General features: G+C 36.4%; 16 protein-coding genes. 1 reads left to right on the top strand and 15 read right to left on the bottom strand.

The features are described 5' to 3' along the window. The first annotated feature begins 383 nt into the window (after positions 1–383). Positions 384–719, top strand: coding sequence for a hypothetical protein (locus AQPE_RS22800; RefSeq protein ID WP_318348785.1), 336 nt, complete (start codon positions 384–386; stop codon positions 717–719). Positions 720–742: 23 nt separating this feature from the next. Here AQPE_RS22800 and AQPE_RS22805 read toward each other — a convergent pair whose 3' ends face one another. The 15 genes from AQPE_RS22805 to AQPE_RS22875 all read right to left on the bottom strand — a co-directional run bounded on the left by AQPE_RS22805 (position 743) and on the right by AQPE_RS22875 (position 18402). Next, a complete protein-coding gene (locus tag AQPE_RS22805) occupies positions 743–1486 on the bottom strand; it encodes a hypothetical protein (protein WP_318348786.1) in 744 nt (247 codons plus the stop codon). 157 nt (positions 1487–1643) lie between these two features. Next, the gene (locus tag AQPE_RS22810) at positions 1644–4532 is read right to left on the bottom strand and encodes a type I restriction endonuclease subunit R (protein ID WP_318348787.1); all 2889 of its coding nucleotides are present in this window, start codon (positions 4530–4532) and stop codon (positions 1644–1646) included. After that, a complete protein-coding gene (locus AQPE_RS22815) occupies positions 4525–5163 on the bottom strand; it encodes an abortive infection family protein (protein WP_318348788.1) in 639 nt (212 codons plus the stop codon). The genes AQPE_RS22810 and AQPE_RS22815 overlap by 8 nt, the downstream gene beginning before the upstream one ends. A 30-nt stretch (positions 5164–5193) precedes the next feature. After that, on the bottom strand, positions 5194–7413 hold the full coding sequence (locus AQPE_RS22820) for a type I restriction-modification system subunit M (protein ID WP_318348789.1): 2220 nt from the start codon (positions 7411–7413) through the stop codon (positions 5194–5196). 458 nt (positions 7414–7871) lie between these two features. After that, positions 7872–8951 (bottom strand): type I restriction endonuclease, encoded by a 1080-nt coding sequence (locus tag AQPE_RS22825; RefSeq protein WP_318348790.1) that lies wholly within the window; start codon positions 8949–8951, stop codon positions 7872–7874. An 819-nt stretch (positions 8952–9770) separates the two neighbouring features. Then, positions 9771–10343 (bottom strand): HNH endonuclease, encoded by a 573-nt coding sequence (locus tag AQPE_RS22830; RefSeq protein ID WP_318348791.1) that lies wholly within the window; start codon positions 10341–10343, stop codon positions 9771–9773. A 7-nt stretch (positions 10344–10350) separates the two neighbouring features. Further along, positions 10351–11049 (bottom strand): DCL family protein, encoded by a 699-nt coding sequence (locus AQPE_RS22835; protein ID WP_318348792.1) that lies wholly within the window; start codon positions 11047–11049, stop codon positions 10351–10353. Between the two features lie 172 nt (positions 11050–11221). After that, entirely contained in the window at positions 11222–11524 is a 303-nt protein-coding gene (locus AQPE_RS22840) for a helix-turn-helix domain-containing protein (protein WP_318348793.1), read from the bottom strand. Next, entirely contained in the window at positions 11508–11852 is a 345-nt protein-coding gene (locus AQPE_RS22845; RefSeq protein WP_318348794.1) for a type II toxin-antitoxin system RelE/ParE family toxin, read from the bottom strand. Before AQPE_RS22845 ends, AQPE_RS22840 begins: the two co-directional genes overlap by 17 nt. A 432-nt stretch (positions 11853–12284) precedes the next feature. Next, the gene (locus tag AQPE_RS22850; protein ID WP_318348795.1) at positions 12285–12824 is read right to left on the bottom strand and encodes a hypothetical protein; all 540 of its coding nucleotides are present in this window, start codon (positions 12822–12824) and stop codon (positions 12285–12287) included. Positions 12825–12859: 35 nt separating this feature from the next. Then, positions 12860–13447, bottom strand: coding sequence for a DUF6680 family protein (locus tag AQPE_RS22855; RefSeq protein ID WP_318348796.1), 588 nt, complete (start codon positions 13445–13447; stop codon positions 12860–12862). Between the two features lie 2234 nt (positions 13448–15681). After that, positions 15682–15984: a helix-turn-helix domain-containing protein gene (locus AQPE_RS22860; protein ID WP_318348793.1), complete on the bottom strand. Its 303-nt coding sequence runs from the start codon at positions 15982–15984 to the stop codon at positions 15682–15684. Beyond that, the gene (locus AQPE_RS22865) at positions 15968–16312 is read right to left on the bottom strand and encodes a type II toxin-antitoxin system RelE/ParE family toxin (protein WP_318348794.1); all 345 of its coding nucleotides are present in this window, start codon (positions 16310–16312) and stop codon (positions 15968–15970) included. Before AQPE_RS22865 ends, AQPE_RS22860 begins: the two co-directional genes overlap by 17 nt. A 225-nt stretch (positions 16313–16537) precedes the next feature. Then, complete coding sequence (locus tag AQPE_RS22870; protein WP_318348797.1) at positions 16538–17500, bottom strand: COG2958 family protein; 963 nt, start codon at positions 17498–17500, stop codon at positions 16538–16540. A gap of 209 nt (positions 17501–17709) precedes the next feature. Continuing rightward, the gene (locus tag AQPE_RS22875) at positions 17710–18402 is read right to left on the bottom strand and encodes a porin family protein (RefSeq protein ID WP_318348798.1); all 693 of its coding nucleotides are present in this window, start codon (positions 18400–18402) and stop codon (positions 17710–17712) included. Between the last annotated feature and the right edge of the window lie 162 nt (positions 18403–18564).

The following is an 18564-nucleotide window of genomic DNA, read 5'->3' on the forward strand; positions in this document are numbered from 1 at the left end:
ATTCCGAAAATTTCTCAGGCTCCAGGATTCACCATTTATGAAGAAAATTCAAAACCGAGTACATTTCATGTGGCGAAAAAATATGGCCTATAACGTAGGAAGCTACACGCAGGTGCGGACTGCGGGCGATTTCCTGTCAAGCCGAAAAGCAGCCCGGGCGGAAAGATGCCCACCGAAAACCACTGCTGCCGCACTTGACGGGTAGCTGATGTTAGGTGCTGGCCGCTATTCTTCCTTAGTTTACATATCAAATATAGAACATTTTGTCAAGTTAAAACCTTGTCTTTCAATTTTATTTTAAAGTCAAGGCACAACTGCTGTTTGGGGTTTTAATTTTTTGAGGGTGGGGGTTTTAAAACCTTTCAAACTGCTAAAATGTATCCTTGCGGGAGGGAAAAAAGGCAAGCTCTTTTGCAATTTTTTCTATTGCAAATGTGCTTGCCTTTGTGCGGTTGCTTGCTACAATCTTCGCGAACCTTGTTATCTATTGTCCGGCGGTTGTCGCAAATGTGTCAAGCCAAGAAATATATTTATCAGAGCTTCATGCAACTTCACCAAAGCAAGTTACAACTTTACCGGTGTCAGTTACAACTTTACCAACGGTCGTTGCAACTTTACCAGAGCAAGAAACAACTTTTACATCGGTCGTTACAACTTTTACAATGCAAGAAACAACTTTATCGATGAGCGTTACAAACCCACCAAAGGTCATTACATAAACCACGGAGGTTATTATACCTTTTTACTTTCTATTCGTAAATGTCAGGCCGCTAATTGTTTTGTATTGGGGACTTGTCGCACCGAAAACAGACTTAACATACGTTTTAACGTCTACAGAAGTGTCAACAAGGCCTGTGCCTGCTTTATAAAGTACGTCATTTCTGGCAATGCGGGCATTTACCAAAGGCGCTTCGGCTGTGATAACGGCAGTGTTCTTTGCTTTTAAATCGGTTAAAAGGGTTGTCAGAGCGGTAACCTTTAAATCTGCCTCATTTGGGGCATAAGCTGTAACTGATGTAAGCAGTTTAACCAGTTTGTCTAAGTTGTCAATACGGTTATCGAAGCTCATCTGAGAGGATGATATCTCAGTTACTTCATTTCCGGCTTCGGCTGCAACTTTCTTTTCTTCTTCTGTCATTTTTGGGGTGGCTCTGCGACCTTGCAACTTGCGAACCAGAGTCAATGCGCTTTCGTCAACCTGTGTAGTGGTGTCAGATGCTTTCAACGCGTTGTTTACCCGTGTTATTGACTTGCTTAATGGAGCAAATGCGACATCTCTTGCACTTACCGCGTTCTTGTAGGCAGGTTCGGCAGAATTAACCGCAGCAATCGCTGTTTTGGCCGCAGTTAATTGGGTGTTTAATGCGGGAAGTTTCAGACTTGCTTTTGAAGGATTGTAAGGAGTTCCTAAAGCGGTGATGTTAGCAATTAGTTTTTCATAGTTGGCCACATTCTTTGCATGGCCTGTTTCGGAAGTGGAAGGCATGTGATTAAATTTAAAGGTTAATAATGAATAGAATAACTAACCTAAATTTACAAAACTGTAGTGAAAAGTTAAATACAGTAATGAATTAAATATTAACAGGATATTAACTAAATGCAAATGCGGTTATTTATGAATTTAAATAATTGTGAGAACATGGTTATGACATTCCGTTAATAAAAGTTTCTACAAAATTCAGAACTCTTTTTAAAATTCTATCGCCGAGTGTTTTTCGTTGCAATAAACTGGGCTTTACCCCTTCGATTAAATCTAAAATCTCGTCACGTAGCGGTTCCCTTTCAGCAAACAAATAATCTTCAATGAGTTTTTCTGTTTTGTCGGCTGATAAGTTTTCTTCTTCAACCAATTTGGCAAACGCTTTTTGTTGTTCTTCGCTCCAGAATTTTTCAAAGGCAGGAACAATTTCTTCAGTATCAGTTATCTCAGGGAGATTCTCTTGGATAAATTTTTCAATCAATTCACGTTTGCTCCTTAACGTCTTTTCTGTACTCAGCAAATTGAAAATCTCTTGTTCTACTTTGATGGTGTCTTTTTGTTTCTTCGACTTTAGTTTGATTAAAAGTTGAAGAATATAAGTAACATTGATTTCATCGCGGTGTATCAATTCCAATTCAAAATCAACATCGTCAAGTATAGAAACCTTTTCCTTTTGGTGGTCTGTTTTAACTTTCTGCCATAAATCCAAGTACTTACTTTGAAAATCATTAAAGAGTTTTTCATCAATTTGCAGATCTTCCCATTTGAAGTCTGCAAATGCAGCAAGAATATTTTTAATACGCAGCAAAGCTCTAAATGCCTGTATGAATTTTAATTCATCTTCTTCACTTTCTAAATCATTAACACTATCGGTTGTTGGTGTTATTTTTAAAAGCTCGTCAACCGCTTCATTGAATTTGACAGTATAATCTTCATACGGTTTCATGATGATTACTTCAATAGCTTCTTTGTTGCTAAATAAAGTAATGGCTTCGTCAGTTCGATTTTTAAGGTTTCTAAACGTTACAATATTACCTTGCGATTTCTGTTCGTTTAAAATTCTGTTTGTTCTTGAATAGGCTTGTATTAAACCGTGATATTTCAGGTTTTTATCCAAATACATGGTGTTCAATGTTGGGCTGTCAAAACCTGTGAGGAACATATTTACCACCAATAGAATATCAACTTTCCGTTCCTTTACTTTTTTTGAAATATCGTTGTAGTAATTGTAAAAACTTTCACTGTCCTTGGTGCTGAATTTAGTGTCAAACAGTTTGTTGTAGTCCTCAATAAATTCATCCAATTTTTCACGACTATGGGCTTGCAAACCATATAATGCTTGAGGTTCTTCAACTACAGAAACTTCTTCAGGTAAAAAACCGTTTGCATCGGCATCGTCTTCATTTGCTGCGTAACTAAAAATGGTAGCAATATTCAAATTGTGGCGACCTTCCTCTTTTTTCCGTTTAAAGAGGTCGTAATACTTAATTAGCGTTGGAATTCCACTTGTGCAAAACATAGCTGTAAATTCTTTGCTGTGAGTTTTCCGGTTGTGGTGAGCAATGATGTAATCCGCAATCTTCTCCAAACGGGTTTCATCTTCCATCAACTCTTTGGTGTCAATGTCTTCTACCTCAATGTCAATATTGGTTTCTCGACCATCTTTGTGTTTGTATCTGCCAACGTATTCAACTGAGAATTTCAAAACATTCTCATCTTTTATTGCATCAGTAATTACATATTTGTGCAAACAATCTTCAAATAAATCTTTGGTCGTACGTTTACCAAGTTCATTTTTATTGGCATTGTCGGCAAAAATGGGTGTGCCTGTAAAACCGAACATCTGACAATTGTTGAAAAACTCTTTAATCCGTTTATGTGTTTCGCCAAACTGACTACGGTGACATTCGTCGAAAATGAATATGACCCGTTTGTCTTTCAGTTCAGCCATTTTCTTCTCGTATTTGAGTTTACTTATGGCTGTATTTAGCTTTTGAATGGTAGTTACAATTAGTTTTGAATTTTTGGCTTCACCTTTTTTGTCAACGTAAGTGCCAATAAACTGTTTTACCAGATTACTGGTGTTATCTGTTCCATCGATGCAGCCATCGCTGAAGCTATTGAATTCCCTTGTAGTTTGATAATCCAAATCTTTACGATCAACTACAAAAACAACTTTATCGACTTCGGGCATTCTCATTAATATTTGACTTGCTTTGAACGAAGTCAATGTTTTCCCCGAACCTGTAGTATGCCAAATATAGCCGTTTTTGGTGCTGTTTTTTACCCTTTCGATTAATGCTTCTACGGCATAAAACTGGTAAGGCCGAAGAACCATCGGTATTTTATTTGCTTCGTTTAGTACAATGTATTGACAAATCATTTTGCTGATTTGACAAGGATCTAAAAAAGAAAAAGTAAAACCGTTTAATATATTAGTCAGGCGTTTGTTATTTATATCGGTCCAATAAAAGGTTTGCTTGAAACTTTGGTTGCGGTTATTGGCGTAGTATTTAGTATTTACACCGTTGCTGATAATGAATATTTGAACGTATTGATACAATGCCGAATTTGCACCAAACGAATGTCTGTGGTAACGGTTAATTTGGTTGAACGCTTCTTTCATTTCCAAACCACTTCGTTTTAGTTCAATTTGAACCAAGGGCAACCCATTGATTAGAATGGTCACATCGTAGCGGTTTTTGTATTTACCCTCGATACTTACCTGACTGGTTACTTGAAATTGATTTTGACACCAACCGTTATTGTCGGTTTTTAAATATTCGAAATAAAGATTATCGCCATTATCACGGATAATGTGCTGCTTTTGTCTTAGGGTTTTTGCTTTCTCGAAAACCGAACCTTTGCTTAAAATATTCAGTACCTTTTCAAATTCAGTTGTTGAAAATGTAATACCATTATGCTTTTCTAATTGTGTTTTCAGATTCAGAATTAAATCTTTTTCGCTATTGATAAGTGCATATTCGTAACCCAACATTTTAAGTTGAATAACCAATTGTTCCTCTAATATGGCTTCAGATTGTTTACTCATTTTCAATACTAGATTCTATCAAATCTAAATGATTCAATAATTCTTGTTTATAGGCTTCAATATCCTGGACGAACAAAGCTTTGCTGTAACTTAAATAACCAAAAGCATTTTCATTGTCTAATTTTTCGTTGAAATCTGGATTGTCTTCATATTCCAATTCTTTCGCAAGTACTACTTTTGAAAAACAATGTAAAATATAATAAAGCATGTTGTCGGTAATATTCACTATGAGATTCGAAAACTGTGCATCGCTCATATATTCCTTCGGCGAAAGTTTTCCATGTGAAATGTCACCCCTTTTGTTCCGTACTTCACCAATCGAAACTATTAACTTGTTTACCTTATTTACAAAATCGACTTCAATATCTTCGTTAAAGTCACCTAGTTTGGTTACAGCTTGCCTGACCAAAGGGTGAAAATCCATTTTGTCAGCTACTACTGAATCGTAGCTGTTGTCGATTTGTTTCCAGATAAACTTTGATAAACCTTCCAACAAAGCTTTGCAACTTTCAATGGCAATATCAGGATTTAAATTAACGTTTTCCTCAATTTTCTCAATAATGGTATAGTAGTAATCAATATTGATATACCGGTTTTCTAATTGGGTTAATATTTCTTTAGTCTGCCTCATATCGTGACAATATTTTCTTCAAATACAATTTCATTTTAGGTTATTGGACATTTCAATTTCAATGTTGGCTATCTTATTATCTATGAGATTTATGAAATTAGCAATCTCCACTTGTTCTTTATAAAAAGGAACTGGAAGGTCGATACTTGAAAAATTATCATAGAATAAATAACTTCTGACCCCACCCTCTACAGACCTTAAAACTGCTTTATTGAAATCATTAGACTTTAAATAGACCATTAAATATTCATCGTTTATCTCATCAGTGGTTTTAAAGCATACATAAAGTGAACTTATTATAACGTTATTCAATTCTCCACTGTATCCAATAGAACCAACATTTATTCTTGCCGGATTATAAGCAAAGGTGTTTTTTGTAATGATTTTATACATACTTATATCGTAACCCCTATCATTACTGTCCATTCCTTCAAATTGCTCGGATTGCGGTAAAAAACCTTCTTTGTTATTTATAGAATATATTGGATACTTCTTGCTTTTCTTATTTTTATTACCCGTTTTAAATGTGACTGCACCCAATTTCTTCATATCCCACTTTGGGAAGTCTTTCCCATTTTCATCTTTGAATCTAAGTTCTTGAGAAAGTAGCTTTTGGAGAATTCCTTGTTTATACAACTTTAGCAATGACAAATTATAACCATCAGGAAATGGTACACCTAGTCTATTGCAAACACTTTTTAGCTTGACATCATTATCCAATGTGACTTTTTGAATATCATTCAAAATCGAACATAATTTCTTAATGTCAATGTCTTTTTTAACTTCATAGGTATCCAAATATTTGGTAATATTCAGATTACAATTATTCTCAATAACTTCTTTCAGAGAGATTCTTTTGCTGTACTTTTCTAATTCTTTGCGTTGCCGATAAGTCTCAAGAATTTTATTGATGTGTTCTTCTGTCAGTATGTTTTGTGTTTTTACCTTTTCAAACTCATTGCTTGCATCTATAAATAGAATATCTTCAGAACTTTCGCGACATTTTTTGTAAACCATAATAGCAGTAGGTATACTTGTTCCATAGAAGATATTGGAGGGTAAGCCAATTACCGCGTCCAAGAAATTTTTATTTTCTATCAAATAGGCTCGAATATGTTGTTCCGCACCTCCTCGAAATAATGCACCATGTGGCAATACAATAGCCATCGTACCATTCTCAGCTAAATGGTATATCATATGTTGCACAAAGGCAAAATCAGCTTTACTACTTGGAGCTAATTTTCCGTATTGGCTAAATCGGTCGTCGCTTGTGAATAATGGGTTTGCACTCCATTTTGCTGAAAAAGGAGGATTGGCCACAACGGCTTCAAATTGCATTTCAATATGCTGTGGACGTTCCAGTGTGTCTTCTTGCTTAATGTCGAATTTGCGATAATGCACACCATGCAAAATCATGTTCATTCGGGCAAGGTTGTAGGTTGTGCGGTTCATCTCTTGTCCGTAAAAGTTATTTACTTCTTTTACTTCCTTTGCCACACGCAACAACAAAGAACCTGAACCACAAGTAGGGTCGTAAACTGATTTTAGTTTCTGTTTTCCCGTAGTTACTATTTTGGCTAAGATTTTAGAGACTCCTTGCGGTGTGTAAAATTCTCCAGCTTTTTTACCTGCTCCACTGGCAAATTGTGCAATAAGGTATTCATATGCATCGCCCAAAACGTCAAGTTCTGTACTTTCCAGTTTGAAATCAATTTTGTCAAGGTGCGCCAGCACCTTTGCAATAATTACATTCCTTGCTTCTGGGGTTTTGCCAAGTTTTGTACTGTTCAGGTCCATATCTTCAAAGAGGTTGTCAAAATCCTCTTCACTGTCTGTCCCCATTGTACTCAATTGGATATTAATCAGGATTTTTTGTAAGTCTTCGAGTATGAAATTTGTTTTGCTTTCGTCAAATAAATCTTCTTCGGTATTGTCTCCATTTCCACGTTTGGCAACCTCTGTAAATAATTCTTCTGGTTTAAGAAAATAGCCTAATTTTTCTAATGCTTCCTCTTTGATAGCTTCTATAAATTCTTTTGCTTCAGCCATTTTTGAGTTTATCTCACGAAACTTGATTTTGTCTTGTTTCAAAATATCGTTTGCGAAAATCTCCATTTTCTCACTCAAATATTTGTAGAAAATAAATCCCAGAATGTAATCACGGAATTCGTCCGCATTCATCTTACCTCTCAGCGTGTTGGCTATATTCCAGAGTTGTTGTTCTAAAACTCGTTTTTGTTCTTCACTCATTTATCTAAATCTCGTTATTTTACATTAAGGTTCAAATGTAGCAAATTCGCACGGGTGTGAGGGCATGAAAACAGCTCTTTTGCAAACTTTGGTCGTGTGGTGGCTTGAGCGGTTTGCAAATGTGCTGTTTTGTGCGTGGGCTGATGATAGATGAGTACCCTAATGCGCCCAAAAGGCGCAATGCGCGTGGGGTAAAAAAATTAAAACCCCTTGCAGAGAGGTTTCCAAAAGCATTAATCCGGTCTGTATTTTTATTTTCAGTCATTGTCAAGTCAGCGATAAAGTGTCACAAAGCGGCGTTTGGCTTGCACCTAACGTAGGAAGCTACACGCAGGTGCGGATTGCGGGCGATTTCCTGTCAAGCCGAAAAGTTGCTTGAGCGGAAAGATGCCCACCGAAAACCACCGCTGCCGCACTTGACGGGTAGCTGATGTTAGCGGTTCGTGCTTCGTTTTCCGTCAAACTTTTTCCTTTAATTTATCGTAGCTCTCAGCAATTTTCAATAGTGTTTCCGAATGGTTGAAAATATCGTCCAATGACAATATTTCCTTTTTAATTTCCTTTTTCTGGTCGTCGAGAATTGCCAAATATTTTTTGCTGCCATTTAGATAAAGTCGACAAATTGTCTTGCGATTGTTGTCGTCCAATAAGATTGCAAAATATGATTGCGCGTCTCTGTGTGAAATCCTCGATACGCTTAGCTTTTGGCGTAAAATTGTTTTTACAATCATAAAACCTTCTAACTCGTCTTCGGTAGTAACAACTTTGCTCTCTTCAACTTTTGTCTGCTCTGCTTGAATTGCTTCTTGCTCTTTAGTCGCTTCGTCTTCTTTTGTCAATGCGGTCTTCAGCCGTTCCGTGATTAAGTCGCTGATGTGTTGTTGAACTGATCTTTTAGTCAAAATTGTGAATTGCTCTAAAACTTTGGCTGTTACAATACTTGGATAAACTTGACGTGCAAAATGTTTTACAAATTCTGGTGAAGGATTATTTATCTCTTGCTGAAAGAGCTGTTTTAACTCATTTATAAATTTTAACTCACTCGCAGTGTTTACAATGCTTTCAGCGTCAAATATCGTTTTGTGAAACTTTTTTAGCTCTTCAATTTGGTTGTCTTTAATCTCTGAAATATTAAACTCCAAAAATGGTTTTTCATCCATTTTGTTTGCATCGACCAAGTCGGAATAAAAACGGTAAGTAATTCCGTTGGTCAACAATCCAAATTTTGCTTTAGAAACATGAAAGTAACGTAAAAGCTGTCCATCGTGAATGCTTAAATTTTGCGCCCAGTGTTTGCACTCAATTAAGATTGTCGGAGCACCATCTTTGAAAATGGCGTAATCGATTTTCTCTCCTTTTTTAAGGCCAATGTCGGAAATAAATTCCGGTACAACTTCGAGTGGATTAAATACATCATAACCCAATGCTTGTAAAAAAGGCATAATGAAAGCGTTCTTTGTCGCTTCCTCTGTATGAATTTGGTCTTTAAGTTTTAAAACTCTGTCACCGATTTGTTTGATTAAGTCTTTGAAGTCCATGGTTTTTTATTTTTTAGTTTATAATCGTTTCATTGTCAAAGTTGAGTTTCAAGTTGCGATGCCCCAATAGCATGACCGCTAACGTAGGAAGCTACACGCAGGACGGGAGTTAACCGATGAATTTCCTACGAAGAACTGCCTTTTAAAATCCCAATTCCCAGTCAACGAAGCAGCGAGACCCGGCTTGCGGGTAGCTGATGTTATTGGCCGTATTTGGGTCACTGAAATTACGACTATTATTTTTGTTTATTATAATATTCTCAAAAGATTCATTGAGATTCAACGAATTTTTGAAGTGTCTCAAAACTCTGTCAACAAAATTTCAACGGTTTCCCAAAATAAAGTCCGAAACTTCGGTTCGCGAATTCAATTCCTGTTTTGTCTGTCTCTCAATGAAAACGAGAAGAAGTCCAACCGAAAAACCTAAAAAATCGTTTAAAAAATTCTCAAAGAATTACGCTTTCTCAAAGCATGACTTTCTCAAAATGCAGGAATTTCTCAACTCCCGAAAACTTAAAAACCATTTTTAAAAATCTCTCAAAAGTTTCCGCTCGCTCAACCCAAAAATCTCTCAACGAGCAATAATTTCTCAACTAAAATTCTGTCAAATTCCGAAAATTTCTCAGGCTCCAGGATTCACCATTTATGAAGAAAATTCAAAACCGAGTACATTTCATGTGGCGAAAAAATATGGCCTATAACGTAGGAAGCTACACGCAGGGGCGGATTGCGGGCGATTTCCTGTCAAGCCGAAAAGCAGCTTGAGCGGAAAGATACACCCCAAAAACCACTGCTGCCGCACTTGACGGGTAGCTGAAGTTATAGGCCGTTTTTATTTGTTTCCATGTTTAATATCAATTCGTTAGGACTTGGAAAATTTATTGGCAACAAGTCAATTTTAAACGGTAATTCCAAGTCCTTTAACTCCTCAATTTTCTTGTCTAAAAGTCCGTTCTCATTACAATAGCTGAAAGTCAGTTTCAAATAGCGTCTGATTATCATTAACGGTAAAAATTGTCCTCTAAAATTCATCCATTCCATTAAGTCCTTTTTCCCTTTTGAACTGTTGCAAGTTCTACAAGCGAAAATTAAATTTTCTGCATCGTCCTGTCCGCCAAACTTTTGAGGGAAAATATGATCTAAAGCTAACTTATCTGTCGAACCGCAATAGTTACAAATTTGACCAGTCAGAAGCTTAATTTTCTCATCGTCAAAAATTGTCCGCATATTCATTGTCCCAGTTTTAAGTCCTTTGAATAATCTGGCTCTAATCATGTAGTTAAACGCTCCGTATTTCTCTTGTTTCTTGTCAACAGCTGTATGAGCCATTGCCAAATTCGAGTATGATGAGTAAATCAATTCTCTAACTGTCTCAATTTGTTGTTTTGCCATTGTTTTTTTATATCGTCAAATCTTTTTTCTGTCTACTAATTCTCGCTTGAAAAGAACGTCCTAAATTCAGGCTTTTCTTTACGATCCGAAGATTGGCCTTGTCTTTATGGTATTCTCTAAATTTTTGTTTAAGGTCTTCGTCTGCAAGTTCGTCTGAACTACCGTCAACTTGGAAATACTCAATATTTTGAATGTCTATTTTGTAAACTTCTATAAATCTGTCAACAATAACTGAAAAAGTGTTAGGTTGTCTATGGTCAACGTTTATATCTTCATATTTCAAAAGTTCTCCTGTCTCTTGGCACTTTACCTGACCTTTCTTAGAAAATTTGTCAAAATATGCGAGTTTTACATTTCTTAAATCTTTTTGAATTGCTTGTCTACAAGCTTCGCAAAATTTCGTAAAGTCGGTTTTAGGAGCATTGATTCTTTTGGTGTAAGAAAAATACTCGGTCGAACCGTCTGTCCTAACTAATTCAAAAGATTTTGTATCGTATTTTAATCTTGCAATCCTAACATTTTCAATGCCAACGCCTATTTTCTCAATTACATTTGGATGAGTTTCAAGTAAATCCAAGATGTCTTTTGTGTCGTCTTGGTTTAATTTATCACCAAAGTTGTATGAATTCAAAATAGTCTTAAAATGAGTTAAAGCGTCCTTTTTGGACGCAAATTCTTTATCTCCTATTTCGATTAATTTTCTCAATGTGTCGGTGTCCTTTTAAATGGCCTATAACGTAGGAAGCTACACGCAGGGGCGGATTGCGGGCGATTTCCTGTCAAGCAGAAAAGCAGCCCGGGCGGAAAGATACACACCGAAAACCACTGCTGCCGCACTTGACGGGTAGCTGATGTTATAGCCTAGTGCCTTAATTCACTTATAGTTGCAGTGTCAATTTTAAATGTCCGCCAAGCCCTTGTTGAATAATTTTCATTAATGTCGACAGCCGGATGTCTGATGCATTATTTTCAATTCTTGAAATGTATGATTTGTTTGTCCCACATTTTTCGGCAAGTTCTTCTTGTGTCATACCAAGTTTCAACCTTGCTTCTTCGAGCAAAACACCAAGTCTGAAGGACTCAAACTGTTGTTCCCATTCTTCACGTTTGGGTTGTCCTTTTTTACCATACTTTTTGTCGAGAATTTGGTCTAATGTCGTGATATTACTTTTTGAATTCATCTTGATATTCCTCCATTATTTTAAGTGCCTTTTCTAATTCTTGCTTCGGTGTCTTCTGAGTCTTCTTTTGGAAAGCGTTTCCAAGAACAACTAAATTCCCTTTATCAAAGAAGGAAAAGATTCGATAAATATTATTTCCAACTTCAACTCGAATTTCATAGAGTCCCTTTGTTCCTTCCAAATGCTTAAAATATTTCTCTGGAACCTGTTTGGTCACTCGGATTAAGTTTAAAGTCCACTCAATTTTTGCTTGGACATTGTCAGCCTGTTTCCCGTAAAAGTCGAGAAAATAGTTCTTATAAGCGATTACTTGTCTCTCAAAATTCATAAAGCAAAGTTAACTATTCAGACAACTATTTCCAAATTTATTTTTGTCTACAGAAATCCTCCCACAAAGCGCCTGGCATTGGCTATAACGTAGGAAGCTACACGCAGTTTGGGATTACGATCGAAATCCAGTTAAGCCCAAACAACGCGGATTCGAATAGAAAGCCTTGAATGATAGTCATATGCCCAAATTGACGGGTAGCTGATGTTATGCGTTCGGCTTTTATTAGGTCAATTATCAACATTGTAATTTTCATTTAAAGGCTGAATGAGATGATTGAGTCTGAGAGATTATTTGACGGACTAGAAACCAAGGTGTTTTGCCTATCTACCATTTTCAATGGGAATAGCGACATGGCTAGTGTTATTTTTAAAAAAAACATATCAGACTACCACTATATCTGCGCAGAGCTTGATAAAGCAACAGATAGGGTTAGGCCGTATCTAAATGCTTCTGGATACGCTGTAGAGTCACGTGGTGGATTTTTGTATTACTTGCCGCAATAAGGAGATACAGTAATTTATTTGAACGAGATGGGTTTTCAACCAACCACGTTCCTTCTGGCTCTGAACGATAGAACTCTTCTTTCGATATTTTATTCTGCTCCGCTTCTTCTCTTAATTCAATTGTTTGATGCAAGTCTTTAATTTTGTTGAATAGTACTTCGTCGGTGTTTTCGTAATAGAAAGTCATTTCATCGCTGTTGGCTATTTGTAGGAGTCGAGAATTTATTTTTGACTCTAACTTTTTTGAAACAATTTTTTCTGAGCATTCTCTGTCTATGGTCTTTACAACAGGAATCCAATTTGGTCTATTTTGAGAGAATAAGTATGTTAATTTAATTTTGTCTATTGTAGGGTCTGACAAAGAGTCAAGTTCCATTTTGGCGATTAGTTCGCTTACTTTAAAGAATTCGTTGTTATTTCCGTTTTCATCATTTGGAAATTCTTCTGAGATAATTTTGATTGACATGATTTTAAGTTTTAAAGGTTAGTGTTTGTGATTTATCAATATTTTTCACAAGAAACATTTTTAAGGGCTTTTAATATATCAGATGTAAATGGTTCAGAGTTTTCAATTAGATAGTCAAGGCGTTGAACGTATTTTTCCTTATCAATTGACGAGGAAAAGCCGTCTGACATCAAATTGTTCCTTAGATACTCGCTTTGAATCATATCCTTCATTGCCCTTTCGGATAAAAACAAATGCGGGACGTACACCCTATCTATATCCGTTTGCTTCAAGTTCTTATATCCAAGACTCAATGCTATTACAGACATCATATCTAGCAAGAATGAATTTGCGTTCTCAAAATGTTGTGATTTCGGATTTAAACTATCGAAATAATTGCGCCACGCATCCCGTACCTTCTGATTATCTTGAAAAACTACATCAATCTGATTTAAGGCGATAACCCATTCTCTATGTTCTGTTGAAGTTTTTCTATAAGCCATTAGTCTTAAAAATAGGTCGAGTCTGGCATTTCTTCTTATTTGCCTATTTTGATACCGAATGCTACCAATCCACAGTCCAACTGGAACAATTATAACAGTAATAATGTACCCATAGTCTTTAAAAAATTGAGATATTTCCATTATTTGTCGTTTTTGTTTAGAATAGGAATGAGAAACAGGTTAAACGCGATAAAACGTATATATTTTGCAAGACTAAACATCCCCAATATGCCTATGATGATACCGAGTATTTTTATTGTGGCAACATAATAAAGTCCATGAAAAACTATTGATGTCAGGTAATTGTCAATCAAATTTGGAAAGAATACTAACGGAATAAACAATAAGATGAAGATCATTTCAATAGCCATCAATGTATCGGTAAATTTTTCATATTGCGGGGTATGTAAATAAATATTCCCCTGTTGTAATTTTTCCGCATTGTATCTTTTGTCCGCAAAGAATAAAACAAAATATATTAACGAAATAAGGATCATAAAAATTAAAAATACCATGCTTTGATTCTTTTCACGGAATACTTGAACAGTAAAAACTGTAGAGCTAATTAAGAAAAAACAATACAGCGTCTTTTCTAAGTACATTCCTATTTTAGTCATTTTTTCTGACTTGAAAATTCGAAACAGGCTCATTAAAAGCAATGCAATTACAACCCAACCATATTCGAATAGAATCATTATTGCACAGAATACGAGTGAAAAATTCAAATAGTCCATAATATAAAACATTAGTGTCAGATTACGATACTGTATCTACTGCGCCATAAGCTGACGCATAACGTAGGAAGCTACACGCAGGGGCGGATTGCGGGCGATTTCCTGTCCGGCAGGACAAGGAAATCGAGCGGAGAGCCGCCGACCGAATACCAACCGCCGCCGCACTTGACGGGTAGCTGATGTTGTAGCCAGTATTTTGGTCACTTGAAATAACGATTATTATTTGTCAAAAAAACACTGTCTCTCAGCGAATTCGTATCAAGTTGCAAATTGTCTGGCCACGAGTCCACAAAATATTAAAAACTTGTCCGAGAATGCGTTTCCAGCTTGCAAAATGAGTCAAGCCGAATATGCAAACTGTGTCCGCGATAACGTTTCGAGTTGCAAAACTGTGTCAAGCTGAAAATGAACGTTTTGGCCGAAATTCACTCTCAAAAAGCGGAAATGTGTCAACCCGAACCGACCTAAAACCAATTTTTAAAAATCTTTCAAATGGCTCAAATCTGTCGAACCGAAAAAATCTATCAAACTGCCCGAACCCAAAATCTCTAAAAACCTGTCGAAACGAGAAACTCTCAAAAATCTGCAGGAACAGTCCAGATTGAAAAATTGTCACAAACCGAAAATGTTTCAAGTGACGACAGAAATATTGGCTACAACGTAGGAAGCTACACGCAGGGGCGGACTGCGGGCGATTTCCTGTCAAGCCGAAAGACGGCACGAGCGGAAAGATGCACACCGAAAACCACCGCTGCCGAACTTGCCGGGTAGCTGATGTTGCCGGTAGTATTTCATTTTGTTAGTTTCATTATGTCCATAATTATCAATAGTATTCCCATCAAAATCATGACTATCGCAATCCATTTGATGTATGGTTTATTTATACGTTTTAATTGTGTCAAGAGGAAAATTCCACCACCAATAAATACCAAGTTACCTAAAAATGAGCCAATAGTCTGATACATATAAGTTTATTTTACGTTTATTATCAATTTTTAGTAAAAACTCTAACTTAGAAATACATATTCAAGTGTAATCTGTGTCAATTTGAAAATGATCGAATTGAATAATCTTGTCGCTAAATAACAGCGATTATCTGTCAAACCGAGAAACTCTATTAAACCACCGGAATTCACAAATTGAAAAAATTGACTCTTTAATTTGTGTTAGGGGGCGGACCGCCACCCCAAAATCCAATTCCACTTTCGTAGAAATGTCCCTTATCTTTTGTTTTTTTATTACTCGCTGTTCCAGGTGTTGGTTGCATAATTGTCTTAAGTATCATTATCCAAAGGAATGGAACTAACCAAATCAAAATATTATGAATAAGTTTCTGTCTTTTATTAAAAAACGACTCAGTCTTATTAAATTTTATTGCATACCTCATTGTCCAAATGAAGTAAATTGTCAACAGCCCAAAAAGTAAATAATATTTCATTTGTCGTTTCTCAAATTGTCTGTCGTATTTGTCATAGCAGCACCAATAATATTACCGGCAACGTAGGAAGCTACACGCAGGGGCGGATTGCGGGCGATTTCCTGTCAAGCAGAAAAGCAGCCCGGGCGGAAAGATACACACCGAAAACCACTGCTGCCGCACTTGACGGGTAGCTGATGTTATAGCCTAGTGCCTTAATTCACTTATAGTTGCAGTGTCAATTTTAAATGTCCGCCAAGCCCTTGTTGAATAATTTTCATTAATGTCGACAGCCGGATGTCTGATGCATTATTTTCAATTCTTGAAATGTATGATTTGTTTGTCCCACATTTTTCGGCAAGTTCTTCTTGTGTCATACCAAGTTTCAACCTTGCTTCTTCGAGCAAAACACCAAGTCTGAAGGACTCAAACTGTTGTTCCCATTCTTCACGTTTGGGTTGTCCTTTTTTACCATACTTTTTGTCGAGAATTTGGTCTAATGTCGTGATATTACTTTTTGAATTCATCTTGATATTCCTCCATTATTTTAAGTGCCTTTTCTAATTCTTGCTTCGGTGTCTTCTGAGTCTTCTTTTGGAAAGCGTTTCCAAGAACAACTAAATTCCCTTTATCAAAGAAGGAAAAGATTCGATAAATATTATTTCCAACTTCAACTCGAATTTCATAGAGTCCCTTTGTTCCTTCCAAATGCTTAAAATATTTCTCTGGAACCTGTTTGGTCACTCGGATTAAGTTTAAAGTCCACTCAATTTTTGCTTGGACATTGTCAGCCTGTTTCCCGTAAAAGTCGAGAAAATAGTTCTTATAAGCGATTACTTGTCTCTCAAAATTCATAAAGCAAAGTTAACTATTCAGACAACTATTTCCAAATTTATTTTTGTCTACAGAAATCCTCCCACAAAGCGCCTGGCATTGGCTATAACGTAGGAAGCTACACGCAGGGGCGGACTGCGGGCGATTTCCTGTCAAGCCCCGAAGCAGCCCGAGCGGAAAGATGCCCACCGAAAACCACTGCTGCCGGACTTGACGGGTAGCTGAAGTTATAGCCTGTGGTTCTTTTCATTCTGTTGGAATATGATTTTCTTTACAGTAAATCTCTATTTCACTGTCGTTTGCAAAATAATCGTCACAAAATTCGTCAAGTTCCTTTTCTGTCGATTTGTAGTAGCGATCTTCTGCGGTCATTAGTTTTTCCGTCTGCTCGATGAATCTCTCAAATTCCTTATTGATTTTGCAGAGTTTGTCAATAGTCTTAAAGTCCAATGTACGAATCTTTGCCGGAAACAAAATTTTACTTTGATATGGATTTGCATTTAGTTCAATTACTCCAATACCAAATGATTGATTTAATCTTTCCATTTCTTCTAACAAACTGTCGCTAAACTCAAAAGCTACTAAATAACCAAAGTTTGCCCAACTTGAATTTGAAACTGCCTGAAAGAATGCTTTTTTCAAATCACTGTCATTGTTGATTTCCTTTTTTAATTCGTATGAACTTAGTTTGAAAGTGTCAACACGATTTATTGATTTTAAAAAGTTTTGGCTGGCTTTGGTCTGTAGATTTAGAAACTTTATCCCAACCATATCTGGATGTGTCCAAATTTGATTGTTGTCTTTGCCATTTGATAGCTCGTGAAAAATTGTCTTTGAGTAAATACCCGTATTTTTCAAATAACTACTCAAAAGTTTATGCAAATCTCTCTCGTTGTAAGTTTTGCTTTTATCGACTTTAACAACTTTCAATGAAGTTTCTGTTGAGCCAGAAAGAACCTCAATACCAATATTTTGTTCGTTTTTAGTCAAATAATACGAATAAGTTCCGCCGTCTTGTTTTATTCGTTTCACTCTCGTGTCACCATTGCGAATAAAGTCTCCAAGCAATGCAGATATTGTCGAAGCAGGAGTCTTTGCCGGTCCAAAGTCATAATAGTTATTTTTTACTATATGGTTGTAAATGTCCATATACGTTGTCAAGTTATTGATCTCATCAAGACTTTTTAAAATTGCTTCTTTAATTGTCATTGTCTTTATGTTTAGATATTACTTTGCGGACGAACTACCATTGGCTATAACGTAGGAAGCTACACGCAGGGGCGGACTGCGGGCGATTTCCAGTCAAGCCGAGAAGCAGGCCGGGCGGAAAGATACCCACCGAAAACCACCGCTGCCGCACTTGACGGGTAGCTGAAGTTAGCAGTAGTTTTCAATTCATTATGTCCAATTTTTGTCATTTATAGCTGCGTTTTGACTGTTGACTGAAATCCAAATTTGTAAACAAAACCAAACAGAAAATTTGTTGAGTTTGTCTTTATTTGTCCACCATTTATAACATGCCCTGCATCAACATTATAAACTCCTAAGTTATTTCTTAATTCAAACGAAAAAGCAATATTTTGCTTAAATGGAACTAAAAGTCCAAGTCCTGCTGAAACTCCAAAATCATTTCTTTTTTGCAATGAAGTGAAGTCCATAACTTTCTTTGGAACTTTGTCTCCTTTACTGACAGAAGTTTCTTTAAGCAAAAATCCAATATAAGGTCCCGTATTTACAAAAAATAAAATTCTTTTCCCGAATGTCGCTCTAACAAGTATTGGCAATGTTAAGTAGTCAAAATTTGAATTTGTTCTAACATTCCCAAGTGAATTTCCATACTCGTCAAATGCCTGTGTTTTAGCTGTTGATCCTTTCCTCTCAAATGCCAAATTTGTCCGCAAAGAGATTATCTTTTTAAAGTTGTATTGGAAAAAAGGACCACCAGAGAAACCAATAGTCGGATTCTGATATTGGTCTATAATATCGTTTCCACGTAATGAGATTAAACTCGGACCTCCTTCAATTCCGAATTCAAATTTGTTTGTTTGTCCGTAAGTCGTACAAAATGTCAATAAAAGTAAAATCAAAATTATTGCTCTATTTTTTCTCATGGTTGTGTCGCAAATTAAATTACTGCTAACGTAGGAAGCTACACGCAGTTTGGGATTACGAGCGAAAGCCAGTCAAGCCCAGACAGAGTAAATTTGAATAGAAAGCCTTGAATGATAGTCATACGCCCAAATTGACGGGTAGCTGATGTTATGCGTTCGGCT

Origin of the sequence: Aquipluma nitroreducens, assembly GCF_009689585.1 — a bacterium.
GTDB lineage: Bacteria > Bacteroidota > Bacteroidia > Bacteroidales > Prolixibacteraceae > Aquipluma > Aquipluma nitroreducens.

Coding starts and splice junctions, on each gene's coding strand:
- AQPE_RS22805 (WP_318348786.1), bottom strand. CDS start 1,486: ATGCCTTCCACTTCCGAAACAGGCCATGCAAAGAATGTGGCCAACTAT.
- AQPE_RS22810 (WP_318348787.1), bottom strand. CDS start 4,532: ATGAGTAAACAATCTGAAGCCATATTAGAGGAACAATTGGTTATTCAA.
- AQPE_RS22815 (WP_318348788.1), bottom strand. CDS start 5,163: ATGAGGCAGACTAAAGAAATATTAACCCAATTAGAAAACCGGTATATC.
- AQPE_RS22820 (WP_318348789.1), bottom strand. CDS start 7,413: ATGAGTGAAGAACAAAAACGAGTTTTAGAACAACAACTCTGGAATATA.
- AQPE_RS22825 (WP_318348790.1), bottom strand. CDS start 8,951: ATGGACTTCAAAGACTTAATCAAACAAATCGGTGACAGAGTTTTAAAA.
- AQPE_RS22830 (WP_318348791.1), bottom strand. CDS start 10,343: ATGGCAAAACAACAAATTGAGACAGTTAGAGAATTGATTTACTCATCA.
- AQPE_RS22840 (WP_318348793.1), bottom strand. CDS start 11,524: ATGAATTCAAAAAGTAATATCACGACATTAGACCAAATTCTCGACAAA.
- AQPE_RS22845 (WP_318348794.1), bottom strand. CDS start 11,852: ATGAATTTTGAGAGACAAGTAATCGCTTATAAGAACTATTTTCTCGAC.
- AQPE_RS22850 (WP_318348795.1), bottom strand. CDS start 12,824: ATGTCAATCAAAATTATCTCAGAAGAATTTCCAAATGATGAAAACGGA.
- AQPE_RS22855 (WP_318348796.1), bottom strand. CDS start 13,447: ATGGAAATATCTCAATTTTTTAAAGACTATGGGTACATTATTACTGTT.
- AQPE_RS22860 (WP_318348793.1), bottom strand. CDS start 15,984: ATGAATTCAAAAAGTAATATCACGACATTAGACCAAATTCTCGACAAA.
- AQPE_RS22865 (WP_318348794.1), bottom strand. CDS start 16,312: ATGAATTTTGAGAGACAAGTAATCGCTTATAAGAACTATTTTCTCGAC.
- AQPE_RS22870 (WP_318348797.1), bottom strand. CDS start 17,500: ATGACAATTAAAGAAGCAATTTTAAAAAGTCTTGATGAGATCAATAAC.
- AQPE_RS22875 (WP_318348798.1), bottom strand. CDS start 18,402: ATGAGAAAAAATAGAGCAATAATTTTGATTTTACTTTTATTGACATTT.